The organism is Nonomuraea sp. NPDC049421, assembly GCF_040677005.1.
Classification (GTDB): Bacteria; Actinomycetota; Actinomycetes; order Streptosporangiales; family Streptosporangiaceae; genus Nonomuraea; species Nonomuraea salmonea.
In genome coordinates this window covers 404,861-429,321 of the sequence record NZ_JBFAQA010000001.1, presented here as the reverse complement: position 1 = coordinate 429,321, position 24,461 = coordinate 404,861, and the positions used below count along the sequence as shown (strand labels likewise).

Annotated in this window: 21 protein-coding genes; 10 read left to right on the top strand and 11 right to left on the bottom strand. The window is 70.9% G+C overall.

The window, feature by feature from the left end:
* Positions 1 to 18 precede the first annotated feature (18 nt).
* The 3 genes from AB0K18_RS01960 to AB0K18_RS01950 all read left to right on the top strand — a co-directional run bounded on the left by AB0K18_RS01960 (position 19) and on the right by AB0K18_RS01950 (position 4,626).
* On the top strand, positions 19 to 681 hold the full coding sequence (locus tag AB0K18_RS01960) for an ATP-binding cassette domain-containing protein (RefSeq protein ID WP_364908468.1): 663 nt from the start codon (positions 19 to 21) through the stop codon (positions 679 to 681).
* Between the two features lie 136 nt (positions 682 to 817).
* Positions 818 to 1,630 carry an ATP-binding cassette domain-containing protein gene (locus AB0K18_RS01955; RefSeq protein ID WP_364908465.1) on the top strand — a complete coding sequence of 271 codons (813 nt, stop codon included), beginning with the start codon at positions 818 to 820 and terminating at the stop codon, positions 1,628 to 1,630.
* Complete coding sequence (locus AB0K18_RS01950; RefSeq protein ID WP_364908462.1) at positions 1,627 to 4,626, top strand: FtsX-like permease family protein; 3,000 nt, start codon at positions 1,627 to 1,629, stop codon at positions 4,624 to 4,626. Before AB0K18_RS01955 ends, AB0K18_RS01950 begins: the two co-directional genes overlap by 4 nt.
* 107 nt (positions 4,627 to 4,733) lie before the next feature.
* Here the strand turns inward: AB0K18_RS01950 and AB0K18_RS01945 are convergent, their stop codons facing one another.
* Entirely contained in the window at positions 4,734 to 6,176 is a 1,443-nt protein-coding gene (locus AB0K18_RS01945; protein ID WP_364908460.1) for a hypothetical protein, read from the bottom strand.
* 10 nt (positions 6,177 to 6,186) lie between these two features.
* On the opposite strand from AB0K18_RS01945, the gene AB0K18_RS01940 reads away from it, so the two are divergent.
* Positions 6,187 to 6,327 carry a hypothetical protein gene (locus AB0K18_RS01940; RefSeq protein WP_364908457.1) on the top strand — a complete coding sequence of 47 codons (141 nt, stop codon included), beginning with the start codon at positions 6,187 to 6,189 and terminating at the stop codon, positions 6,325 to 6,327.
* Positions 6,328 to 7,053: 726 nt separating this feature from the next.
* On the opposite strand, the gene AB0K18_RS01935 is transcribed toward AB0K18_RS01940, so the two are convergent.
* Both AB0K18_RS01935 and AB0K18_RS01930 read right to left on the bottom strand, forming a co-directional pair.
* Positions 7,054 to 8,562: a serine/threonine-protein kinase gene (locus tag AB0K18_RS01935; RefSeq protein WP_364908454.1), complete on the bottom strand. Its 1,509-nt coding sequence runs from the start codon at positions 8,560 to 8,562 to the stop codon at positions 7,054 to 7,056.
* Positions 8,552 to 10,063: a serine/threonine-protein kinase gene (locus AB0K18_RS01930; protein WP_364908451.1), complete on the bottom strand. Its 1,512-nt coding sequence runs from the start codon at positions 10,061 to 10,063 to the stop codon at positions 8,552 to 8,554. The genes AB0K18_RS01935 and AB0K18_RS01930 overlap by 11 nt, the downstream gene beginning before the upstream one ends.
* A gap of 75 nt (positions 10,064 to 10,138) precedes the next feature.
* On the opposite strand from AB0K18_RS01930, the gene AB0K18_RS01925 reads away from it, so the two are divergent.
* Both AB0K18_RS01925 and AB0K18_RS01920 read left to right on the top strand, forming a co-directional pair.
* A complete protein-coding gene (locus tag AB0K18_RS01925; protein WP_364908448.1) occupies positions 10,139 to 11,863 on the top strand; it encodes a DEDD exonuclease domain-containing protein in 1,725 nt (574 codons plus the stop codon).
* A gap of 17 nt (positions 11,864 to 11,880) precedes the next feature.
* Positions 11,881 to 12,168, top strand: a complete 288-nt coding sequence (locus tag AB0K18_RS01920; protein ID WP_345400981.1) for an Lrp/AsnC ligand binding domain-containing protein — start codon at positions 11,881 to 11,883, stop codon at positions 12,166 to 12,168.
* Between the two features lie 317 nt (positions 12,169 to 12,485).
* Here AB0K18_RS01920 and AB0K18_RS01915 read toward each other — a convergent pair whose 3' ends face one another.
* The 4 genes from AB0K18_RS01915 to AB0K18_RS01900 are packed head-to-tail and all read right to left on the bottom strand — an operon-like array spanning position 12,486 to position 16,763.
* Complete coding sequence (locus AB0K18_RS01915; RefSeq protein ID WP_364908444.1) at positions 12,486 to 14,180, bottom strand: ubiquinol-cytochrome c reductase cytochrome b subunit; 1,695 nt, start codon at positions 14,178 to 14,180, stop codon at positions 12,486 to 12,488.
* Complete coding sequence (locus AB0K18_RS01910; protein WP_364908442.1) at positions 14,177 to 15,289, bottom strand: Rieske 2Fe-2S domain-containing protein; 1,113 nt, start codon at positions 15,287 to 15,289, stop codon at positions 14,177 to 14,179. The genes AB0K18_RS01915 and AB0K18_RS01910 overlap by 4 nt, the downstream gene beginning before the upstream one ends.
* Positions 15,286 to 16,095, bottom strand: coding sequence for a c-type cytochrome (locus AB0K18_RS01905; RefSeq protein ID WP_355424969.1), 810 nt, complete (start codon positions 16,093 to 16,095; stop codon positions 15,286 to 15,288). Before AB0K18_RS01905 ends, AB0K18_RS01910 begins: the two co-directional genes overlap by 4 nt.
* Before the next feature lie 14 nt (positions 16,096 to 16,109).
* Positions 16,110 to 16,763, bottom strand: a complete 654-nt coding sequence (locus tag AB0K18_RS01900) for a heme-copper oxidase subunit III (RefSeq protein ID WP_364908439.1) — start codon at positions 16,761 to 16,763, stop codon at positions 16,110 to 16,112.
* A 179-nt stretch (positions 16,764 to 16,942) separates the two neighbouring features.
* Between AB0K18_RS01900 and AB0K18_RS01895 the strand changes: the two genes are divergently transcribed.
* Positions 16,943 to 17,368: a hypothetical protein gene (locus AB0K18_RS01895; protein ID WP_345400966.1), complete on the top strand. Its 426-nt coding sequence runs from the start codon at positions 16,943 to 16,945 to the stop codon at positions 17,366 to 17,368.
* A 6-nt stretch (positions 17,369 to 17,374) separates the two neighbouring features.
* Complete coding sequence (trpD, locus tag AB0K18_RS01890) at positions 17,375 to 18,421, top strand: anthranilate phosphoribosyltransferase (protein WP_364908436.1); 1,047 nt, start codon at positions 17,375 to 17,377, stop codon at positions 18,419 to 18,421.
* 133 nt (positions 18,422 to 18,554) lie between these two features.
* On the opposite strand, the gene AB0K18_RS01885 is transcribed toward trpD, so the two are convergent.
* From AB0K18_RS01885 to AB0K18_RS01870, 4 genes are all read right to left on the bottom strand, one after another.
* On the bottom strand, positions 18,555 to 19,775 hold the full coding sequence (locus tag AB0K18_RS01885) for an Ig-like domain-containing protein (RefSeq protein WP_364908433.1): 1,221 nt from the start codon (positions 19,773 to 19,775) through the stop codon (positions 18,555 to 18,557).
* Positions 19,776 to 19,919: 144 nt separating this feature from the next.
* A complete protein-coding gene (locus AB0K18_RS01880) occupies positions 19,920 to 20,333 on the bottom strand; it encodes a cytochrome c oxidase subunit 4 (RefSeq protein ID WP_364559689.1) in 414 nt (137 codons plus the stop codon).
* On the bottom strand, positions 20,333 to 21,922 hold the full coding sequence (gene ctaD / locus AB0K18_RS01875) for a cytochrome c oxidase subunit I (RefSeq protein ID WP_345409672.1): 1,590 nt from the start codon (positions 21,920 to 21,922) through the stop codon (positions 20,333 to 20,335). Before ctaD ends, AB0K18_RS01880 begins: the two co-directional genes overlap by 1 nt.
* Positions 21,923 to 21,999: 77 nt before the next feature.
* Positions 22,000 to 22,797 (bottom strand): cytochrome c oxidase subunit II, encoded by a 798-nt coding sequence (locus AB0K18_RS01870; protein ID WP_364908431.1) that lies wholly within the window; start codon positions 22,795 to 22,797, stop codon positions 22,000 to 22,002.
* Positions 22,798 to 22,972: 175 nt separating this feature from the next.
* On the opposite strand from AB0K18_RS01870, the gene AB0K18_RS01865 reads away from it, so the two are divergent.
* On the top strand, positions 22,973 to 24,115 hold the full coding sequence (locus AB0K18_RS01865; RefSeq protein ID WP_364908428.1) for a cysteine desulfurase family protein: 1,143 nt from the start codon (positions 22,973 to 22,975) through the stop codon (positions 24,113 to 24,115).
* Positions 24,112 to 24,357: a sulfurtransferase TusA family protein gene (locus AB0K18_RS01860; RefSeq protein WP_195899870.1), complete on the top strand. Its 246-nt coding sequence runs from the start codon at positions 24,112 to 24,114 to the stop codon at positions 24,355 to 24,357. Before AB0K18_RS01865 ends, AB0K18_RS01860 begins: the two co-directional genes overlap by 4 nt.
* Positions 24,358 to 24,461 lie beyond the last annotated feature (104 nt).

The window sequence follows — 24,461 nt, the reverse complement described above, 5'->3', positions numbered from 1 at the left end:
TCAGGTGATGATCCGCCCGTGACGACTGGCGGACCGGCGCTCGCGTGTCGCGCCCTCACCTGCCGTGCCGGCGGCCGTACGATCATCGCCGACCTCACGCTCGAGCTGTTCCCCGCCGAGCGTGTCGCGCTCATGGGCCCTTCCGGATCGGGCAAGACGACGCTGCTGACCACGCTGGCCGGGCTGCTCCCGCCGGTGGCGGGCCGGGTCCTGGTGCGTGGGGTGCCGCTGGACGAGCAGCCGGCGCTGCGGGCCGAGCTGGCGCTGGTGTTCCAGTCGTACGGGCTGCTGAGCCTGCTCACGGCGGCCGAGAACGTCGAGGTCGCGCTGCGCGCCGCGGGCCGCCCGCCGGCGGAGGCGGTGCGGCTGGCGGCGCGGGCGCTGGAGCGCGTGAAAGTCGCCAAGTTCGCCGACCACCTGGTGGAGGAGCTGTCCGGCGGGCAGCAGCAGCGAGTGGCGGTGGCCAGGGCACTGGCCCTGCGCCCCCGGGTCCTGCTGGCCGACGAACCGACGGCCGAACAGGACGCCGACCACCGCGCGATCGTCCTGGACGAGCTCCTGGCAGCGGCGGACGAGGGCACCACACTGGTGATCGCCACCCATGACACGGAGGTCGCCGACCGCTGCGACCGCATCATCGACCTCCGCACCCCCACCCACCCCGCCAGGACCACCCCGTGACCTCCCCCGACCCCCCAACGCACACCGCCAAGCCCGCACGGGAGACCGCCGCGCCCCCGCCACCCGCCACCGCCGCACATCGGTGTCGCACCGTCACCTCGCACCCGCGCCACACCCGCTACGGAGAGGGCCAGGCATGAGTCTCGTCAGGTGTGACGGGATCGTGCAGATCTACAAGGCGCGCGATGTCGAGGTCGTCGCCTTGCGGGATGTGGATCTGGTGATCGATGAGGGGGAGACGGTCGCGTTGCTGGGGCCGTCTGGGGCGGGGAAGTCGACGTTGTTGTGGTTGCTCGCGGGGTTGGTGCGGCCGAGTGCGGGGCGGTTGTGGTTCAACGGCACGGACATGGGGCGGCTCGACCAGCGCAGACTGGACCGGTTGCGGGCGTCCAGGATCGGCATGGTGCTGCAGAACCCGGCGCGTAACCTCATCGGCTACCTCAGCGCCGCCCAGAACGTCGCCTTCGCCCAGCGGGCGGTGCGGCGGGACCGGCGCAGGGCCGCCGAGCTGCTGCGCAGAGTGGGGCTCGGCGAGGCGGGCGACCGGCCGGCGGGCCGGATGTCGGGCGGCGAGCAGCAGCGCCTGGCGGTGGCGGTCGCGCTGGCGAACCGGCCCAGGCTGCTGCTCGCCGACGAGCCGACGAGCCAGCTCGACGAGGAGTCCGGGACGCGGGTGGTCGAGCTGATCAAGCGGGCGGCCGCGGGCGACGGCACGACGGCGGTGGTGGTCACGCACGACACGGCGGTGAGCGCGGCGCTGAGCCGTACGGTGACGATCAGGGACGGCCGGGTCGGCGCCGAGGGCAGGCGCGGCGAGGACTTCGTGGTGGTGGGCAGGGAGGGCGGCGTGCAGGTGCCGCCCGAGTACCATCACCTGCTGCCTCCTGGCTCGATGGCGAGGATCGAGGAACTGCCGGACGGCATCGCGCTCAGGAGGGCGGAGCCGTGATCCTGCGTGGCCTCTGGGAACGCCGTACGCTCTCGCTCGTCGTGCTGCTCATCGCGCTCGTCCCGATCGCGTCGGCCGCCGTCGGTCCCGTCTACTCGGCCGCCGCCCGCACCGCCATCGCCAGGAACGCGCTGGAGACGGCCCCGGTGGAGGGCCGCGGCTGGCGGTACACGACGAGGTTCGGCGGCGTCGAGGAGAAGCTGGCGGCGTTCACGGCGGGCGCCCGCTTCACCACCCCGCCGATCCTGGGCATGGAGACGTCCAGCGGCAGGGTGAACGACGACAGCGTCTACACGCTGCTCTGGCAGGACGGCCAGTGCGAGCACCTGACCCTGGCGAAGGGCCGCTGCCCGGGCGCGGCCAGGGAGGTGATGGCGAGCGCGGCGTCGGGGTTCAAGGTGGGGCAGCGGCTGCGGCTCACCTCGATCGTCGAGATGGAGCCCGGCGCGGTGGCCCGGCGGGTGCCCGCGCCGCTGACCGTCGTGGGGATCTACCGTCCGGGCTCGCCGTCGGACCCGTTCTGGTTCGGCCGCACGCTGTTCTCCCCCTCGGGCGCGCCGGGCGAGGGCAAGACGGACGCGCTGTTCACGGTGCCTGAGACGCGGCTCGGCACGTACGCGATCGGCGGCGGCACCGACGCCTCCGGCCGCCCGAACGGCTGGACCGACTACGGCATCGTCTACGTGGACCCGTCGCGCGTGGAGGGCGCCGACGTCCCGAAGCTGGCCGCGATCCAGGCGAGCGCGGAGCGGGCGGGCAGGCAGAGCGAGGCGATCGTGTACTCGCGCGTCGCCGACACGCTCAGGCGCCTGACCGCCGACACCGGCTCGCTGGGCGTCCCGACGCTGCTGGTGGTGGCCCAGCTCGTCGGTCTCGGCTGGATGCTGCTCTTCCAGACCGTGGGCGACCTGGTACGGGCGAGGAGCGCGGAATTGGCGCTGGCCCGGCTGCGCGGCCACGGCCGGGCGCGGGTGTGGCGCTACGCGCTGAGCGAGCCGGTCCTGCTGCTGACCGCCGCCGTGCCGCTGGGCCTGCTGCTGGGCAGGGTGGCGGCCGACGCGATGGCGAAGGTGCTGCTGCCCCCCGGCATCCCGGTCACGTTCCCGGTGGAGGCGGTGGCGGCCGGGGTGGCGGCCATGCTGGGCGGGGTGCTGGCGGCGGCCCTGGCGGCCTGGCGTACGGCGACCCGCCCGGTCACCGAGGAGTGGCGGCGCACGCCGCGCAGGTCGGCACGGGGCTGGGTGCTGGACGCGGTGGTGCTCGCGGTGACCGCGGTCGGCCTGGTCGAGCTGCTGGCCACCGGCGTGATCACGGACGTGACGGGGCAGAGCTCGGGCGCGCTGGCGGTGCCCGGCCTGATCGCGCTCGGCACGGCGCTGCTGGCGAGCCGGGCGGTGCCGGTGCTGGCCGGGCGGCTGTTCGGGGTGACCAGGCGGCGCGGCGGTCTGGGGCCGTTCCTCGCGCTGCGGCAGGTCGCGCGCGGCCCGGTGACGGCGGGCAGCGTGATCGTGCTGGGTACGGCGTTCGGGCTGGCGACGTTCGCGGTGTCGGCGTGGAGCGCCACGTCGGGCGACTACGCGGAGACGGCGAGGTTCCACAACGGCGCGCCCACCGCCATCACGGTACGCCCGGTCGAGCCCAGCCGCCTGCTGGCCGCCGTGGACGCCGCCGACCCGTCGGGCACCCTGGCCGCGCCGGTGGTCAGGATGCCGGGTCCGCCGCAGCTCATCGCGACCGACCCGGCCAGGCTGGCCGCCGTCGGCCACTGGCGTCCCGAGCTGGCGGGGGGCAGGTCGCTGGCGTCCGCGGTGTCGGGGCTGACCGGGCCCGGCACGCCGCGCGTGTGGCTGAAGGGCGAGCGCTTCCGCGTCGCGGTCACCCACGACCTGCCGCCGGAGGGCTGGACGATCCGGCTGACGGCGCTGCTGCGCGTACCCGACCGGCTGAGCCCCACGCTGATCCCGCTCGGCGAGCTGCGCGGGCGCTCCGGCGTGCACGCCTGGAACCTGCCGCCGAGCTGCCGGAACACCCCCTGCGAGCTGCGCGCCTTCCAGGGCGAGCCGGTGCCGCCCGCCCAGTACACCGAGTCGGCGTTCGTGCGGGTGCGGGTCACCGCCATGTCCGTACGCGACGACGGCCGCTGGACCGCGCTCGACCTGCCGCCCTGGCGGGTGGACGAGAACCCCCGCGAGCGCGGCGGCACGTTCGGCATCACCCCGGTCGGCAACCAGACACTGCGCCCCGACACCTACCGGGCCGAGCCGGCCGCCCTCGCGGTCGCGGACCTGGGCCGGCGGGCGCTGCCAGGGCTGGACAACGCCTACGCCTCCCCCGCGCACGCCGTCGCCACCTCCGCCGCCGCGCCGGGGCTGACGGAGGCGGGCGCGGTGGTGGACCTGGAGCAGGCCGACAGGATGGCGTACGGCGTGCACGAGCAGGCCCAGTTCCAGGTGTGGACGCGGACGTCCGACGTGGCCGCGCTGGAGCGGGCGCTGGCCGAGCAGGGGCTGTCGGTGGTGAGCCGGCGGCACGCGAGCGAGCTGGCCGCCTCGTTCGCGGCGCGCGGTCCCGGGCTCGCGCTGTTGCTGCTGCTGGTGTCGGCGCTGGCCGCGGCGGCGCTCGCGCTGGGACGCACGGTGCTGGCGCTGCGCACGGCGGCCCGGCGGCGCGGCTACGAGCTGGCCGCGCTGGAGGCGTCCGGCGCCAAGGTGGGGGCGCTGCGGGTGTCGCTGCTGCTCGAACAGCTCATCACGGTCATGGCGGGGACGCTGTCGGGGGTGCTGGCCGGGCTCGTCGCGGCGCAGGCCGCGCTGCGGCGCATCCCGCAGTTCACCGAGCCGCCGGTCACGCCGCCGCTGCCGCACGAGATCGCGGCGGCGCCCGTCGCGCTCGTCGTGGGCGCCGCCCTGCTCGTGACGCTGCTGGCCGCGGCGACGGTGTCGGAGCTGCTGCTACGCGGCATCCGCGTCGAACGCCTCCGCGACGCCCCCGCCTGACCGGGCGGCTGAACGGACGGCTGAACGGACGGCTGAACGGGCGGCCGGACGGGCGGCCGGACGGGCGGCCGGACGGGCGGCCGGCGCGCTCGACCGGGCCGGTGGCCTCAGCCGCCGTCCAGGACGTTCAGGTAGGCCTTGGCCAGGGTGAGGGCGCCCTCGAACGCCTCCTCCTCCGGCATCAGCACGACATTGGGCGCGTTCTTCTCCGCGTTCTCGGGCCGCTGATGGCCGGTGTAGTCGACCTCGATCACCACGGCGCCCTTGCGGATGACGTACGACCCGCTGCCGGCCGACACATCGCCGACCCGCGACTGGACGTACTGCCGGTGGGCCTGGTCGCCCAGCCCCTTCACGTCGGTCAGCTTGCCCCAGGTGATGCCGCCGAGCGAGGACTCGGCGCTGCCCGCGGACCGGCCCCTGTCCGTCGCGTAGAACTCCTTGGCGGCCGGCTCGTCCACGGCCCCCGCCCGGTTGGTGAACCGGTGCACGGTGATGAGCGCGCTGCGGACCTTCTTCCTGCCCTCGCCGTCCGGCAGGTCCAGGTTGAGCCAGCGGCACTCGGTACGGTCGTCGTCGCCGATCTTGTTGCCGCGCGCCCGGGTGGTGGCGTCGGGCACCAGCTTGACGGCGGTGCCGCCGACGGCCCCGCAGTCGGCGGGAAACGAGGCCAGCACGGTCGGCGACGGCGTCGGCGTGGAGCTCGGCGAGCGGGAGGGCGGCGCGGTGGGCGTGGCCGACGGCTCGGCCTGGGCCAGCACGTCGGGGTGCTTGCGCTGCCACTCGGCGACGCCCTTGGCGAAGTGCACGACCAGGCCGCTCACCTCGCGGATCGCGTTCTCCTCCGTGACGGCCTGGGCGGACTCGTTCGTCAGGATCCGGGCGTCCTTACGCTGCTGGCCCGCCTGGTACTTGACCTCGATCGTCATGTCGCCGACCCGCGCGTACGCGGTGCCGTACGCGTACCAGAGCATCTTGCCCGAGCGGCGCCACGTGTACTGGGCGAAGGCGCTGTCGCCGACGTTCGGGATGTCCTTGACCGGGGAGATGTACTCCTTCTCGTCCTCGTCGAGGGTCGGCTTCGCGGTCTCGCGGTACTTGCCGCTGCGGTAGTCGGCCTCGTACGAGTTCTGCGCCATCGCGCGGCCCGTCTTCACGCCGTCGGGCTTGTGCTGGTCGACCTTGACGTCGATCTCCCTGTTGCGCCAGAACTCACCGAACGAGATGCGGCGGTTCGTCCAGTTGCAGGAGAAGTTGACCGTGTAGTCGCTGTCGCGGGACCGCTTGTCCACGGTCGCGTCGGGCACCAGCCGGTCGGCCTCGTCCTTGGGCAGCATCGAGCACACGTCCACGCCCACGCCCGCCGCGGACGGGCTGCCGGAGGCGGACGACGTACCGGCCACCGGGGGCGTGCCACCGCCGCCCTCGTCGTCCTTGTTGCCGTACAGGAGGAACAGCCCCACCCCGGTCGCGGCCACCAGCACCACGAGCGCGGCGGCGAGCGTGGGCATCAGCCACGACGGCCGCTGGGGGCCCTGCGGCGAGGGCATCGGGGGAAGGGTGGGAGGCAACGTCGGCGGCAACGCCTGGTCCGGCATGTGCGGCGGCATCGACGACGGCATGGCGGGCGGCATGGCGGGCGGCAAGGTGGGCGGCAAGGTGGGCGGCAGATACGGCACCCCACCTTGCGCCCCACCCTGAGGCCACCCCTGCGGCCCGCTCTCAGGACCGCTCGGCGGCCCACCCTGAGGGCCGCTCGGCGGCCCACCCTGAGGACGGCTCGGCGGCCCACCCTGAGGGCCGCTCGGGGGCCCGCCTTGGGGACCGTGCGGGGGCCAGCTCGGAGAGCCGCCCTGAGGGCCGTGCGGGGGCCAGCCTGGAGGCCCGCCTGGAGGCCCGCCTTGAGGATCGTTCGGAGACCAACCTGGAGGCCCGCTTTGGGGGCCGTGGGGCGGCCAGCTCGGAGAGCCGCCTTGAGGGCCGTGCTGGGGTCCGCCCTGGGGATCGCTGGGTGGCCCGCTTTGAGGGCCGCTCGGGAAACCACCGTAAGGCCCGCCCTGCGGCCGGCCCTGCGGCGCGTTATGAGGGCCGCCTTGGGGACCGTGCGGTGGCCAGTTCGGAGGGCCGCCCTGCGGGCTGTTCAGGGGGCCGTTCAGGGGGCCGGCCTGCGGGCCAGGTGGAGGGCCGCCGTATCCGGTGTTCGCAGGCGGGCTTGGGTTCGCGCCTGGAGGGCCGGCCTGGGGGTCCTGGGGTGGGGGGCCGTCCGGGGGCTGGTGTGGAGGCTGGGATTGCCTGCCGGGGTCCTGATAGGGGTTCGGCGGCCCGTACTCACTACCGGGATTCACTGCGACTCCTGAGGTTGCCCTGGCTTGCGGGGGAACATGCTAGTCACACCCCTTGCGGGGTGCTTGCGGCGCGGCAGGCCTCTCACTCCGGCAGTGCCGCGACGACTAGGCGGGCGGCGGCGATCGCGGTCTTCTGATCGTTGGGCTTGTCGGACGGGACGTCCTCACGATGCCAGATGACTTCGCCCAGCAGGTTACTGGTACGGAAAAGCAACCGGCTGTCCGCGATGCCCGATTCATTGGAGTCGATATAGATCCGAAAGCCGTTCTGGACGATCGCCCGCTCCCCCACGCCGGCGACCTCGTTGACTCCTCCCCACGACTGGCGCTGGCTGGTGCCCTTGGCGGCGGCCCGCGTACGCTCCTCGCTGGCCATGCGGCGCTCGGCCACCTGGGGCCCGCTGAGGTCCTCGGTGGGCAGCTCGGCCCAGACCCGCACGATGAGCCTGCCGCGGGTGGAGTCGTTCAGCCACTCGCACTCGCCTGACTTGGGAGACGAACGCCGGGGCGTGCCCTTCACGAGCTCGGCGGCCTGGTCGTCGGTGAGCAACCGGCAGGGCTCGGGCGCGGTGGCGTAACGGCCGGGCGGGGCGGTGGACGTGCCGAGCGCGTTGACGGCGACCCAGCCGCCCGCGCCCAGCACCACGACGGCGGCGAGCACGACGGGCGGCAGCCACCGGCGGCGCGCCTTGGCGGGCCCTGGCCCAGTGCCGGTGCCCCTGCCCGTGCCCGTGCCCGTGCCGGGGAGATTGCCGGTGCCGGTGAAGGTGCCCGTGGAGATGCCGACCACCTTGTGCAGCGCATGACGTACCTGGGCCGCCGTGGGGCGTACCGCGGGGTCCTTGGCGAGCATGGCCATCAGCAGGTCGCCCAGGTGGCGGCCGGCACGTGCGGGGTAGGGCGGCTCGTGCAGCAGCACCGCCGCGGCGATCGCGGCGGGCAGCCCGCGCTCGAACGGCGCGCGCCCCTCGACCGCGGTGTACAGGCTGGCGCCCAGCGACCACAGGTCGGACGCGGGCCCCGAGGGCTGCTGGTTGAGCCGCTCGGGAGCCATGTAGCCGGGCGAGCCCGCGCTGCCGAACCGGTCGCCCACCCCGCTGATGGGCGCCGCGATGCCGAAGTCGGTGAGCATCGCCGAGCCGTCGCCGTCGAGCAGGATGTTGGCCGGTTTGACGTCCTGGTGCAGCATGCCGTGGGCGTGCGCGACCTCCAGCGCCGACAGCACGCGCAGCCCGATCGCGGCGACGTACTCGGGGGGCAGCGGCCCGCTCTGCTTGATCACCTTGTCGAGCGAGCGGCCGGTGACCAGGTCCATGATGATCCACGGCTGGGCGCCCTCGATGACGACGTCGTGGACCAGCACGATGGCCGGGTCGCGCAGGCGTCCCGCCGACCGCGCCTCGTGGATGGCGCGGTCGATGAACTCGGCGTGCTCCTGCGGGCTCAGCCGTTCGGGCACGCGTACCTGCTTGACGGCGACCTGCCGGTCGAGCACCTCGTCGATGGCCCGCCACACCGTGCCCGCGCCGCCCTGCCCGAGCCGCTCGATCAGCCGGTAGCGGCTCGCCAGGAGGTAGAGGTCACCCACCATCGCGCAACGTCCGCTCGCTCGCCTGCGCGGCTCTCAGCGCCGACTGCATGATCTGGTCGTCGGTCGGCCGGTCGCTGAGCGTGGTGTACGAGACGCTCACGACGAGGTTGGCCAGCCGGTAGAAGACGTAGGCGGAGTGCGTCCGGCCGTCGGGGCCCTGCAGCTCGAAGCCGAACGCCTCCTCTCCGACTCCCTGGACGTCGTGCACCGGGGTGCGGGTGGCCCGCTGGTTGCCCGCCACGCCGATCTCGGGCCAGGTCCAGCTGATCGTGTCGTTCCTGCCCCAGGTGCGCTTCTGGCTCTGGAACAGCTTGCGCGCCGACACCTCGGTCATCGACCACGGATCGACGGTGTCGGAGTCCTTCTGCACCTGCAGGCTCACGCCGGTCTTCGCGGCCGACAGCGGGTAGCCGCACTCCGGGCCCGCGTCGTCGGAGTCGGGCTGCGCCTTGGGCGGGTTGGCGGTCTTCAGGATGCCGCCGAGGTCCTGCGCGCCGATCAGCGTGCAGACGTCCATGGGGGTGGTGAACGCCGAGGCGGCGGCGCCGTCGCGGTCGCGCAGCAGCAGGAACCCGGTCGTGGCCGCGGCGGCCAGCGCCACCACGACGACCGCGGCGGCCAGCACGCCGAGCTTGCCGCGCCCCCCGGAGCCGCTGGGCGCGGTCGCCACCTCGCCGACCGGCAGCTTGGGTGCGGGCAGGCCGGCGGCGACCTGCCTGAGCGCGTCCACGACCAGCCGCGGGTCGGGGCGGGCGCCGGGATGCTGGGTCATCATGGCGGCCACCACGGGCCCGAGCGGGCCCGGCGCGACCGGGACCGGCTGGGTGAGCGTGGCGCGTACGCGGTCGGCCATCGACCCCGAGTAGGCCGGCGCGCCGGTCAGCGCGACGTAGAGGGTGGCGCCGAGCGACCACAGGTCACTGGCGGGGCCGCCGGGGTGGCCTTCGAGCCGCTCCGGCGCGATGAACCCGGGCGAGCCGATCATCAGGCCCTGCTCGGTGAGCGTGGCCTGGCCCTCCTGCCTGGCGATGCCGAAGTCGGTCAGCACCACCCGGCCGCTCTCGGTCAGGAACACGTTGCCCGGCTTGACGTCGCGGTGCTGCAGGCCCTGGGCGTGGGCGACCATCAGCGCCTCGAGCACGTCGGCGCCCACCCTGGCCGCGTAGTCGGGGGGCATGGGGCCGAAGTCGCGTACGGTGTCGCCCAGCGTGCGGCCCCGCAGCAGCTCCATGACCAGCCACGGCCTGTCCTGCTCGACCACCACGTCGTGCAGGGCCACGATGCCGGGGTGGCGCAGCCGCGCGGTGGCCTGCGCCTCGCGCACCGCCCGCGTCACCGCCTCGGAGCGCTCTTTGTCCGGCATGCCCTCGGGCAGCGTGAGCTCCTTGACCGCGACGTCGCGCTCAAGCATCTCGTCCCTGGCCAGCCACACCTTCCCCATGCCACCAGCGCCCAGCGGGCGCAGCAGGGAGTAGCGGCCGGCAAGTCTTCCCGCGGACATAAAGGGAAGGGTAACTAAGGATCATGGGGGGTGCTTACTCGTTCCTGTCGGTCCGTCCTTCTATGGTCTTGGTTCGTGGACCCGGTTCAAGGCACTCTCGACGAGCTCGGCACGCCGCTGAGCGACGTCACGTTCGTCGTGTTCGACCTCGAGACGACCGGCGGCGCGCCCGCCGAGGACGCGATCACCGAGATCGGCGCGGTCAAGGTGCGGGCCGGTGAGGTGCTCGGCGAGTTCTCCACCTTGGTCGATCCCGGGGGGCCGATCCCGCCGTTCATCTCCGTGCTGACGGGCATCACCGACGCCATGGTCATGGCCGCGCCCAAGATCGAGTCGGTGCTGCCGAGCTTCCTCGAGTTCATCCGCGGCGCCACGCTGGTGGCGCACAACGCCGGGTTCGACACCCGCTTCGTCAAGGCGGCCTGCGCCGCGCTCGGCTATCCGCCGCCCGCCAACCCGGTGGTCGACACCGTCGACCTGGCCAGGCGGGTGCTGACCCGCGACGAGACGCCCAACGCCAAGCTGGCCACGCTGGCCAGGTTCTTCCGCAGCCCCGTCGAGCCGTGCCACCGCGCGCTGCAGGACGCCAGGGCCACCGTCGACGTGCTCCACGGCCTGATCGAGCGGGCCGGGTCGTTCCAGGTCCACACGCTCGAAGAGCTCAAGTCGTTCGTCCGCGCCCCCACGCCCGAGCAGCAGCGCAAACGCCATCTCGCCGACTCCGTGCCCCACGCGCCCGGCGTCTACATGTTCGAGGACGAGCGCGGCGAGGTCCTCTACATCGGCAAGAGCACCAACCTGCGCAACCGCGTACGCTCCTACTTCACCGCCGGCGAGACCCGGCCGCGCATCCGCGAGATGATCGGCATCGCCGAGCGGGTGCGCCACATCGTCTGCGCCACCGCGCTGGAGGCCGAGGTCAGGGAGCTGCGCCTGATCGGCGGCGCCAAGCCGCGCTACAACCGCCGCTCCCGCTTCCCCGAGAAGATGGTGTGGCTGAAGCTGACGCGCGAGGTGTTCCCCCGGCTGTCGATCGTGCGCGAGGTCAAGGACGACGACGCCACCTACCTCGGCCCCTTCACCAGCGCCCGGCTGGCCGACGACGCCCGCATCGCGCTGCACGAGGCCGTCCCGCTGCGCCAGTGCACGCAGCCGGTGACGCTGCGCACCCGGCGCCCGGCGTGCGTGCTGCACGAGATGGGCCGCTGCGGGGCGCCGTGCGAGGGGCGTGAGAGCCCGGAGGAATACGCCGTCCACGTCGAGACCGCGCGCCGCGCCATGACGCTCGACGCCGGCACCGTCTTCAGCGCCGTGGCCGCCCGCATGGAGCGGCTGTCGGTCGAGCAGCGCTACGAGGAGGCCTCGGTCGACCGCGACCGGCTGGCCTCCTTCGTCCGTACGGCGGCCCGCATGCAGCGGCTGAGCGCCATCACCCGCATCCCCGAGCTGGTGGCCGCCAGCCCCGCCTTCGGGGGCGGCTGGGACATCCACGTCGTCCGCCACGGCCGCCTGGCCGCCGCCGGGGTCATGCCCAAGGGCGCCCACCCCACCCCTTTCGTGGCCTCGCTCAAGGCCGCCGCCGAGGCGGTGCTGCCCGGTCCCGGGCCGGTCCCCGCGGCCAGCGCCGAGGAGACCGAGTGCATTCTGCGCTGGCTGGAGTCGCCCGGGGTGCGGCTGGTGGAGGTCGACGGCGAGTGGAGCCTGCCGGCGCGGGGTGCGGCCCGGCACAAGGCGCGCATCGAGCTCGCGTACCGGCATCTCGATCAGCGTCGTCCTCGGGAGGGGCGACCTTTGAGGTGAAACGATAGAGTTGATGCATGGTCACGGCTATCGTCCACATCAATGCAGAGGTAGACCGGATCCCGGAGGTCGCCCAGACGATCGCCGAGATTCAAGGAGTCAGCGAGGTCTACTCCATCACCGGCGAATACGACCTGCTGGCCATGGTCAGGGTCGCCGCCTACGAGGAGATCGCCGAGGTCGTCCCGGGGCGGATCAACAAGGTGGCGGGCGTGCTCCACACGGAGACCCACATCGCCTTCCGCGCCTACTCCCGCCACGACCTCGACGCCGCCTTCTCCATCGGCTTCCCCGAAGCCGACTGATCCACCCCGGCCCCACCCCCGGCCCCACGCCCAAGGCTCAGCACCCCGGCGAACGGGGTTTGAGCATCCATGCCCAGGCACCGCGCCCCGGCCGCGCGCCTCAGAACGGCCACCCCCGGGCTGCCGACCACACTTCCGTGGCTCCCTGAGCCATTCGCCGGGCATCCCGCGCCCTCACCGCTCACACCTGACGCCGCCGGGCCGCCTCACGCTGCCCCGATGAGGCCCGGTGCTCAGGATCGCGGATGTCCGGGGACGCCGACGGGCCCGGTCGAGCGGGTGCTCGGCCGGGCCCGTCGGTTGTGTGGCGTCAGATATCAGCGGGTGATGCTGTGCTGCTCGTCGCTCGCACCGGAGCCGACGGCGGCGTGTTCTTCCTCGTGCTCGCCGTGCTCGTCGTGCTCGCCGTGGCCGTGGTGCCCGTGCGGGTCCTCCAGCGGGATCTTCTCCCCGCCGTAGGCACGCGACATCCGGCCGCGGAGCTTGCCGAGCGGCCCGCGCATCCCCTTCGGCGGGATGCCCGAGGTGTCCTCGTCCACCGGAAGCATCGGCACGGTCGCCTTGCCGCGCATGTGCGCTTCCATGTCCTCGGACGGCGGCGTGTGGATCTCGATGAACTCACCGTGCGGCAGCCGCTTGATCACGCCGGACTCCACACCGTGCGAGATGATCGCCTGGTCGGCGCGCTGCAGGCCGAGGCACATGCGGTACGTGATCAGGTAGGCGAGCGCGGGGGCGACGAAGATCAGCACTCGACCGGCGTAGGTCGTCACGTTGAGGCTGATGTGGAAGTTCGCCGCGATCTCGTCGTTGGCGCCGAGCAGCCACAGCACCCCGTAGAAGGTGATCGCCGAGATGCCGATCGAGGTGCGGTGGGGGTTGTTGCGCGGACGGTCGACGACGTGGTGCTCACGGTTGTCGCCGGTGACCCAGCGTTCGAGGAACGGGTAGAGCGCCAGGCCGGTCATGATGATGCCCATCGGCACCAGCGCCGGGATGATGACGCTCAGCGGCAACGTGCCGGCGTGCGAGGTGCCGAAGAGGTTGATCTCCCACGGCGGCATGATGCGCAGCGCGCCTTCGAGGAAGCCCATGTAGAAGTCGGGCTGCGAACCCGCCGAGACGTCGGCCGGCGTGTACGGACCGAACAGCCAGATCGGGTTGATCTGGGTGAAGGTCGCCAGGCCGGTGATGACGCCCAGCGTGAACAGGAAGTACGCGCCCGCCTTCGCCATGAAGGCCGGGTAGAACGGCGCGCCGACGACGTTCTTGTTCGTCCGGCCCTTGCCCGGCATCTGGGTGTGCTTCTGCACCCACATGAGGACCATGTGGGCGGAGACCAGCGCCAGGATGATGCCCGGGATGAGCAGGATGTGCAGCGAGTAGAACCGGGAGATGACATCCTCACCCGGATATTCGCCGCCGAACAGGAAGAACGTGATGTACGTGCCGACCAGCGGCAGCGAGATCGCCACACCCTCGGTGATCCGCAGACCGGCGCCGGAGAGCAGGTCGTCGGGGAGGGAGTAGCCGGTCAGACCCTCGGCCAGCGCCAGCGTCAGCAGCAGCACGCCGATGATCCAGTTGATCTCGCGCGGCTTGCGGTAGGCGCCGGTGAAGAACACGCGCAGCGCGTGGACCATCATGCCGGCCACGAAGAGCAGGGCCGCCCAGTGGTGCATCTGCCGCATGAGCAGACCACCGCGGACGTCGAAGCTGATCTCCAGCGACGACGCGTAGGCCTCGGACATCATGACGCCCTTGAGCGGCGCGTACGAGCCGTCGTAGGCGATCTCCATCATGCTGGGCTTGAACCAGAGCGTCAGGAACGTCCCGGTCAGCAGCAGCACGACGAAGGAGTAGAGCGCGATCTCACCCAGGAGGAACGACCAGTGGTCCGGGAAGATCTTGCGCATGTTGCGCTTAAGGAAGCTGGCACCGCCAAGGCGCTCGTCGAGCCAGTTCGACGGGCCGGCGATGGCCTTGGGCGCGGCCTTCAGCTCGGTGCTCATGCCTGGCCTCCCTTCGACCTGGCCTCGGCCTCCGCGTCACCGCGTTCCCAGTAGCTGGGCCCGGGGGGCACCGGGAAATCGCCCTTGGCGATGAGGTAGCCCTCGGCGTCGACGGTGATGGGCAGCTGCGGCAGCGGCCGGGCGGCCGGGCCGAAGATGACCTTCGCGCCGTCGGCGGCGTCGAACGTCGACTGGTGGCACGGGCAGAGGATGTGGTGGGTGTTCTGCTCGTACAGGGCCGCGGGGCAGCCCACGTGGGTGCAGATCTTGGAGTACGCGACGATGCCGTCGTGCGTCCAGTTTCTGTTGGTGCCGCCCTTGATCTCCTCAGGACGGAACTTGATCAGGATCAGCGTGGCCTTGGCCAGGGCGTTGAGGTCGTGCTCGTAACCTTCGGGCACGACCGACAGGATGCCGCCGGGCGAGTTGAAGTCGGCCGCCCTGATGGGCTGACCGGTGCCCTCGACGACGAGCCTGAGCGGCTTGCCCTCCTTGGTGGTCTCGCCCCAGACGGTGTGCCGCAGCGTCTTGTTGAACTTGGCGCCAGGCATCTTGCTGTTGTCGAGGTCGCGCAGCAGGACCAGGGGGACCAGGCCCAGCGGCGCGGCGGCCAGCAGCAGGGTGCGGCGCAGCAGCTTGCGCTTGACGAAGCCGCTCTCGTTGGCGCCCTGCACGAAGGTGTCGCTCACGACCTCGCGGTCGTCCTCGTCGGAGGCCATCGTGTGGCGCTCCTGGACCAGCGAGTATTTCGGCATGATCTGGCGGACCCAGATCACGATGCCGACCGCCAGGCCGAGGATCGCGACGGTGAGCGAGGTGCCCAGCGCGAAGGTGGAGGTGCCCGTGGCCTCGGGACTGCCGACCTGGAACACCACGTAGGAGATGATGAACGCGATGGCGGCCAGGAAGGTGATCGTGAAGCAGAGCGCCACGATCTTCTCGGCCTTGCGGGCCTTGGCCTCGTCCTGCAGCGTCACGCCGGGGACGTCGCGCTCGACCTCTTCGGTCTCCGCCGTGCCGAGCATCGAGGTGCCCGGTGCGGGGGTGCCGATGACGCGCTTGGGGACGCGCTCGTCCGGCTGCTCGATCTCGTGCTCGTTGTCTGTCATGACTTCTGTCGCTTCTTCGCGGTGATCCAGATGGCGGCGAGTGCGAGGGCGCTCAGGCCCACGATCCACGCCACGAGACCTTCGGTGACCGGGCCGATGCGGCCGAGGCCGAAGCCGCCCGGGTCCTTCTGCTCGCGGACCTGGGTGATGTACGCGATCATGCTCCGCTTCTCCTCGGGCGTGATCGTCGTGTCGTTGAAGACCGGCATCGCCTGCGGGCCGGTGACCATCGCCTCGTAGATCTGCGTGGGCGTCGCCTCGTTCAAGTTGGGCGCGTACTTGCCCTGCGTCAGCGCGCCGCCCGCACCTGCCCAGTTGTGGCACTGGATGCAGTTGGCGCGGAACAGCTCGCCGCCCTTGCCGGCGTCACCGAGCTTGGGGTCGACCTGCTCGTGCCCCGGCACCTGCGGGCCGCCGCCGAGCGACTGCACGTAGGCGGCGATCTGGCGGGTCGTGGTCTCGTTGACCCAGGGCGCCAGCGGCTTGCGCGGCGCCTGCGGGCCAGGAGCGCCCGCCGGCATGCGCCCGGTGCTCATCTGGAAGTCGACGGCCGCGGCGCCGACGCCGATGAGCGTGGGCGCCGTGCCGGTGCCCTGCGCGTTCATGCCGTGGCAGCTGGAGCAGTGCTGGACGAACAGGCTCTTGCCCTCGGCCACGTCATCGACCTTGCCTGCCGCCAATGCCGCGTCGGCAGGCTTACCCGCCTGGACAAAGGCGGCGTATACCATCCCGACCAGCGCCAACGCCAAAATCAGGACGGCGTATCTCGCGAGGGGATGCCGCCGCCAAGCGGTGATCCTAGTCACAGAGATCCCGTTCCTTAACGAATGATGTAGATGGTCGCGAAAAGACCGATCCAGACGACGTCTACGAAGTGCCAGTAGTAGGACACGACGATCGCGCTGGTGGCCTGCTCATGCGTGAAGCGCTTCGCGGCGTACGTGCGTCCCAGCATGAACAGGAACGCGATCAGTCCACCGGTCACGTGCAGGCCGTGGAAGCCCGTCGTCAGGTAGAACACCGAGGTGTAAGCGTTAGCGGACAGGGTCGCGCCCTCTGACGCCAGCTCACCGTACTCGTACAGCTGCCCGGCCACGAAGATCGCGCCCATGAGGAAACTGACGAAGTACCAGAAGCGGAGCTTTCCGACCTGCCCCTTCTCTGCGGCCCACACGCCCAGCTGGCACGTCACACTCGACAGAACCAGGATGATCGTGTTGACCGTCGCGAACGGGATGTTCAGGTGAGCGGCCTCTGCTGCGTGCGCGCCAGCAGGAAGCAGCGCCGGGCCCCACTCGAGGCCCTTGCCGACGCTCACCGACCGGATGGTGAAGTACATCGCGAACAGCGCCGCGAAGAACATGAGCTCAGAGGACAGCCACACGATCGTGCCCACGCTGACCAAGTTGGGTCTGCGGTACGACTGTGCTGTCGTCGTCGAAGTTATTGCGGATGCTGTCGCCACGGGCAGCATTATTGCGGCTCCGGTGGTCGGTCCGGCGCACGACCCCCCGTTAGCAGGTACGAACCACCGACCAACCTGGGATAATTGCCATAAAACGCCCACCAGGCATGGTGGCCTGGGTACGCATGCCCACGCACCGGTACGATCCCAGGTGACCATACCTCTTCGACTGATAGTGAGCGCGACCGATGTCCAGTGGGAGCACCGACGAGAAGATGAAAGTCCTCGTCTACAGCGACGACGCCGCCACCAGGGCCGAGGTGATCCAGGCCATCGGCAGGCGCCCCGCGGCCGACCTACCCCTCGTGGAGATCGTGGAGTGCGCCACCGAGCCCAAGGTGCACCAGTGGCTCGGCTCCGGTGAGATCGACGTCGCCGTCCTCGACGGCGAGACCCAGCCGGCCGGCGGCATGGGCGTCTCGCGTCAGGCCAAGGACGAGGTCTACGACTGCCCGCCCATCTGCCTGATCATCGCCAGGCGCGACGACAGGTGGCTGGCCGACTGGTCGAAGGCCGACGCCGTGGTGGCCCAGCCTCTCGAGCCCCTGGTGCTCGCCGACACCGTGGCCGACCTCATGCGCCGCCGCTCCGCCACCCGTCTCAACGCTAAGTAGGTGCCCATGGACTCCCGGACGACCTGGCCCACCCTGCTCAACGCCCTCCTGTCAGGAGAGCACCTCACCTCTGACGAGTCGGCCTGGGCGATGCGGGAGATCATGTCCGGCGCCGCGACGCCGTCCCAGATCGCCGGCTTCGTGATCGCGCTGCGTGCCAAGGGCGAGACCGTGGCCGAGGTCGTGGGCCTGGCCCGCACGATGCTCGACCTCGCCACGCCGCTCCGCGTCGAGGGCCCGGTGGTCGACATCGTGGGCACCGGCGGCGACCGCGCCCACACCGTCAACGTCTCGACGATGGCCGCCATCGTGGCCGCCGCCGCGGGCGCCAGGGTGGTCAAGCACGGCAACCGCGCCGCGTCGTCCTCGTGCGGCGCCGCCGACGTCCTGGAGCACCTCGGCATCAGGCTCGACCTCACGCCCGAGCAGACGGCGCGGGTGGCGAGCGAGGCGGGCATCGCGTTCTGCTTCGCGCCCGTCTACCACCCCGCGCTGCGCTTCGCCGGGCCGACGCGCAAGGAGATCGGCGTTCCGACGATCTTCAACTTCCTCGGCCCGCTGACCAACCCGGCCCGCCCCTCTGCGCAGGCCATCGGCGTCTACGACGCCGGCATGCTGCCGGTTCTGGCCGGCGTGTTCGCCGAGCGGGGCGTGTCCGCCCTGGTCTTCCGCGGCGACGACGGCCTCGACGAGCTGACCATCGCGGCCACCTCCACCGTCTGGATGGTCAAGGACGGCACGGCCACGCAGACCACGTTCGACCCGGCGGTGCTCGGCATCCCGCGCGCCGACGTGGGCGCGCTGCGCGGCGGCGACGTCGCCTTCAACGCCCAGGCCGTGCACGACCTCGTGCAGGGCAAGACCGGGCCGGTGCGCGACGCGGTGCTGCTCAACGCGGCGGCCGCGCTGGTGGCGCTCGACGGGCCGGGCGACGACCTCGACTCCGCCATGATCGACGGCTACGCCCGCGCGGTCCAGGCGATCGACTCCGGCGCCGCCGCGGGCACCCTCGACCGCTGGATCGAGGCCAGCAGCGCCTTCCCGCGCTCCTGAGCAGCCCCTGAGCGCGAGCGACAGCGCCGCCCGCACCAAGCCCTCCCGCGCCCCTGAGCAGGCCCTGAGCACGAGTGACGGCGCCGCCCTCACTCGGAGTGGCGGCGCCGTTCCCGTGCTCTGAGCGGCGCTCTCAGGGCAGCGTGACGGTGGGGCCCGCCTTGAGCGAGCTCCACTTGAGCCACTGCTTCCAGTCCTCCTGCCAGTGCCCCCAGCCGTTCGTGGGCTCCAGCTTGCGGGGCGAGCCGGTGATGATGATCGGGTCGCCGATCAGGGTGTTCTTGAGGAACCAGATCGCGTTGGCCGGGCTGACGTTCACGCAGCCGTGGCTGACGTTGGCGCGGCCCTGCGAGCCGACCGACCAGGGCGCGCTGTGCACGTACTCGCCGCTGTTGGAGATGCGGACGGTGTTGTAGACGGTCAGCCGGTAGTAGCCGGCCGAGCCGGGCCCGATGCCAGGCGAGGTCATGATCGTGACGGGCTCGCGCGACATCGCCAGGTGGATGCCGGAGGTCGTGTGGTACTTCCACTGGCCGCCCTGGCCGGCGCTCATGGGCATCGTCCTGACCTTCTTGCCGTCCCGCCTGACCACCAGCACGTGCTCGTTGACGCTGCCCTTGGTGATCTGCTGGCGGCCGATCTTGAAGTCGAGCCGTACGTCGCGCTTGCCGTACATGCCGGGCCCGCCGCGCACCCCCGCCAGCTTGGCCTCCACCCGCACCTTGGTCCTGGCCGGCCAGTACTTCTTCGGCCGGAAGTCCACGTGCTGGTCGTCGAACCAGTGCCAGGCCCCCTCCACCGGCTTGGAGCTGCGCACGGTGAGGTTGCGCTCGACGGCGACCCGGTCGGTGACGGGCTGGTCGAAGGCGATCATGACGGGCATGCCGACCCCGACGGTCAGTCCTGTGTCGTCCTTGTTCGGGGTGATCCGCTCGATGTCGAACGTCTTGGTGCCCTTGACCGTGGAGAAGGCGCTGGTGGTCCTGGTCTCCTTGCCCGTGGCGTCCAGGGAGACCGCGGTCACCGTGTACGACGCGCTCGGCTTGGCGGTGCCGAGGCTGCGCCAGCGCGTACGGTCGCCGCTCAGCACGCCCTTGAGCGGCCCCGCCTTGCCCCCGTCCACCTTGACGCTCTTCAGCGTGCCGCCGTTGGCGGCGACGACCACGGGCCGGTCGGTGGGGACGTTCGCGGCCTTGTCCGCCGGAGAGACCCCCACGGGGGCGCTCCGCGCGCCGCCCGCCATCGCGACGCCCTCCTTGGGGGCGCCGGCCGGCTCGCTCGCCGAGCACCCGGCCGAGCACGCCGCCAGCAGGGCCATGGCCAGCAGGCCGCATCCATACGTACTGCGCCCCACGAGTACTCCCTCGCCCACTATCGAACCGCTTCTGCCTCCTTTATTACCCTGAGTGATCGAATCACCACATCCGTACACCGGTAAAGAACACCAAAAAACGGGCGTCCTCCCCCAAGGGAGGACGCCCGTTCCCAGACGTACGACCTAGTGCGAGAAGTGGCCCCGGTAGTACTGGAACACGAACCCGATCATGGCCATGATGACCAGGAAGACCCCGATCAGGAACATCCAGAAGCCGATCACGAACCCGGCGAAGGCGAACGCCGCCGCCAGGCACAGGAACAACGGCCACCAGCTGCTCGGGCTGAAGAAGCCGATCTCGCCGGCGCCCTCGCTGATGTCGGCCTGCTTGTCGTCCTCCGGCTGCGCGCCGATGCGGCGCGAGGTGAACATCAGGTAGTAGCCCACCATGAAGGCGAACCCGACCGAGATGGCCATCGCGGTGGTGCCGACCGGCTCACCCTGCCCGGTGGCCGCCTTGGTCCAGAACCAATACGCGATGTCGACGCCGGCGAAGAAGATCCCGCACAGCAGGAACAGCCAACCCTGGACCTTCATCAGGCCTCAACCTCCCCGGCGGACTTGCTGGACGCGTGCGGGTAGTGCAGGTCGAACGCGGGACGCTCGGACCGGATGCGCGGCAGCGAGGTGAAGTTGTGCCGCGGCGGCGGGCAGGAGGTCGCCCATTCGAGCGAGCCGCCGTAGCCCCAGGGGTCGTCGACGGTGACCTTGGGCGCGCTGCGCCAGGTCTTCCAGACGTTGTAGAAGAACGGCAGCGTCGAGGCGCCGAGCACGAACGCGCCCACCGACGACAGCATGTTGAGGTCGGTGAAGCCGTCGGCCGCGCTGTAGTCGGCGTAGCGGCGCGGGAAGCCGAGCATGCCGAGCCAGTGCTGGACGAGGAACGTCGCGTGGAAGCCGATGAACAGCAGCCAGAAGTGCAGCTTGCCGAGCTTGTCGTCGAGCATCTTGCCGGTGAACTTGGGCCACCAGAAGTAGAACCCGGCGAACATCGCGAACACGACGGTGCCGAAGACCACGTAGTGGAAGTGGGCGACGACGAAGTAGGTGTCGCTGATGTGGAAGTCGAGCGGCGGCGAGGCCAGGATGACGCCGGTCAGGCCGCCGAGCAGGAACGTGATGAGGAAGCCGACCGAGAACAGCATCGGCGACTCGAACGTCAGGTGCCCGCGCCACATCGTGCCGATCCAGTTGAAGAACTTCACACCGGTCGGTACCGCGATGAGGAACGTCATGAACGAGAAGAACGGCAGCAACACCTGCCCGGTCGGGAACATGTGGTGCGCCCAGACCGTGATGGACAGACCGGCGATCGAGATCGTCGCGGCCACGAGGCTGATGTAACCGAAGATCGGCTTGCGGCTGAAGACCGGCAGGACCTCGGTCACGATGCCGAAGAACGGCAGCGCGATGATGTAGACCTCGGGGTGCCCGAAGAACCAGAACAGGTGCTGCCAGAGCAGCGCGCCGCCGTTCTCGGAGTCGAAGATGTGGGTGCCGAGCTTGCGGTCGGACTCCAGCGCCAGCAGCGCGGCGGCCAGCACCGGGAACGCCATCAGCACGAGCATGCTGGTCAGCAGGACGTTCCAGGTGAAGATCGGCATACGGAACATGGTCATGCCGGGCGCGCGCATGCAGATGATCGTGGTGATGAAGTTGACCGCGCCGAGGATGGTGCCCAGACCCGACAGGGCCAGGCCCATGATCCACAGGTCACCGCCGATGCCCGGCGAGTTGATCGCGTTGGACAGCGGCGTGTAGGCGAACCAGCCGAACGAGGCGGCGCCGCCCGGGGTGAAGAAGCCGGAGACGGCGATGAGGCTGCCGAAGAGGTAGAGCCAGTAGCTCACCATGTTGAGGCGCGGGAACGCCACGTCGGGGGCGCCGATCTGCAGCGGCATCAGCTCGTTGGCGAAGCCGGCGAACAGCGGCGTCGCGAACATCAGCAGCATGATCGTGCCGTGCATGGTGAACAGCTGGTTGAACTGCTCGTTGCTGGTGAACTGCAGGCCGGGCTGCGCCAGCTCGGCCCGCATGACCAGGGCCATCACGCCGCCGATGAGGAAGAAGGCGAACGACGTGATCAAGTACATGTGCCCGATGATCTTGTGATCGGTCGAGGACATCCACTTGGCGATGATCTGGCCCTTGGTGGTGGGCCGGACCCGCGGCGTCGTCGTCAGGGGTGGTTCTTGGATGGCGGTCACTGGGCACTCCCAGCCTGGTGGGTCGCGATGTACTGGTCGAACTCAGCCTGCGGCACGAGCTTCACCGAGAAGAGCATCCGGCTGTGGTCGACACCGCAGAGCTCGGCGCAGCGGCCGGCGAAGGTGCCGGTCCTGTCGAGCGTGGTGATCTCGAACTTGCGGCCGGGGTTGTCCTCGGGGATGCCGGGGATGACGTCACGCTTGAAGAGGAACTCCGGCACCCAGAACGAGTGGATGACGTCGTCGGTCGACAGGTCGAACTCGACCTTCGTCTTCGTCGGCAGGACCAGCTGGGGGCCCTGGTTGTAGTCGCTCACCGGCACGCCCGCGACGGGCTCGATCGTCTTGCCGTTGAAGGTCGTGGTGAAGCGCCAGCTCCACTGGAACGCCTCGACCTTGACCTTGACCGGCGCGTCGCCGCTCACCTTGGTGAGCGTCTCGCTGTCGCGCGCGGTGAAGAAGAAGAACACCGAGACCATGACCAGCGGGATCACGGTGTAGAGGATCTCGATGGGCAGGTTGTAGCGCACCTGCGGCGGAAGCTCGGCCTTGGCCCTGCGCTTGCGGTGGAACATCGAGGCCCACAAGATCAGGACGATGACCACTGCGCCCGTGGCGAGTGCGGCGATCCAGGCCCCGTTCCACAGGCTCTGAACGACGCCGCCCTGCTCGGTGACGTGTTCGGGAAGAAGGCCGCGAGACCAGGAGGCCTCGGGGACGTCATTAGCACACGCCGTAGCAGTGGCCAGCAGCAACGCCAAAGCGGCGGCGCGCGGCACCCTGCGCCGGGCCAACGAACGCCGCGTCGTACGGCGAGTCGGACTCACGGATCGCCTACCCCACAGATGAAGCCCAAGAGTCTTTCCCTTGGGCGCTCGTATTTCCAGATGCACAGCTGATTGCAGACACATTAGCGTGCAGGTGCCTTGCCCCACCGCGCGACCCCTCCATGGCGCCGGAAGTGGGACGATGAGTCTCGTGGCGTATTTCGACGCGGCTTCAACCGAGCCGCTGCACCCCCAGGCGCGCGAGGCGCTGCTGGCGGCCGTCGACGCCGGCTGGGCCGACCCCGCGAGACTCTACGGCGCTGCCCGCCGTGCGCACCTGCTGCTTGAGCAGGCCCGCACGGAGGTGGCCGAGCTGCTCGGCGCGCGGCCCGACGAGGTGTCGTTCACCTCATCCGGCACGCAGGCCGTGCATCTCGGCGTCCTCGGCACCCTACACGGCAGGCGCAGGGCCGGGCGCCACATGGTCACGAGCGCGGTCGAGCATTCGAGCGTGCTGCACGCCGGCGAGGTGCACGAACGCGCGGGCGGCACGGTCGAGACGGTGGGCGTGAGCCTGACCGGCCGGGTCGACCTCGACGCGTTCGCCGCGGCCGTGGCGCGTCCCGGCATGGCGCTGGCCTGCCTGCAGACGGCCAACCACGAGGTCGGCACGCTGCAGCCGGTCGCCGCGGCGGCCGAGGCGTGCCGCGAGCACGGCGTGCCGCTGCTGGTGGACGCGGCCCAGACGGCCGGCCGGCTGCCCGTCCCGCAGGGCTGGTCGGTCCTGACGGCCAGCGCGCACAAGTGGGGCGGCCCCGCCGGGGTGGGCGTGCTGGCGGTGCGCAAGGGCACGAGGTTCCGCTCCCACCTGCCCGACGACGAGCGCGAGCGGCGGCGGGTGCCGGGGTTCGAGAACGTGCCCGCGGCGGTCGCGGCGGCGGCGGCATTGCGCGCCTCGCTCGACGAGGCGGAGAGTGAGCAGGCGCGGCTTTCGGCGCTGGTCGACCGGATCAGGGAGACCGTCCCGAAGATCGTGCCCGACGTCGAGGTCATCGGCGAGCCGGTCGAGCGGGCGCCGCACATCGTGACCTTCTCGTGCCTCTACGTCGACGGCGAGGCGCTGCTGACCGAGCTCGACAAGGCCGGATTCGCCGTATCGTCCGGGAGTTCGTGCACCGCTAGTACGCTTCGTCCATCGCACGTTCTTGAAGCGATGGGCGTGCTGACGCATGGGAATGTCCGGGTGTCGCTGCCCAGGGGCACATCAGCGGCCGAGGTCGACGAGTTCCTCGCCGTGCTGCCCGAGCTGGTGCGCCGCATCCGCCAGGACGCAGGAGTCGCATGACCGAGGTTACCCAGCCGGCTTTGACGATCGACGCGCTCGGGAAGAAGTGCCCGATCCCGATCATCATGCTCGCCGAGCAGATCAACTACGTCCCGCTCAACGCGGTGGTGGCCGTGCTGGCCGACGATCCCGCGGCGTACACGGACGTGCCGGCGTGGTGCAGGCTGAAGTCGCATCGCCACGTCGGCTCGTACGAGCTGCCGGACGGGGGCTGGGCGATCCACGTCCGGCGCAATTACTAGGGCCTGACCGATTTGTCCCGATATGTCGGGTAGGAGACTTCCGAAGGAAGCCGCCGACATCCAGGGGAAAACCATGAGCAGCGCAAAGCCACAAGAATGCGCAC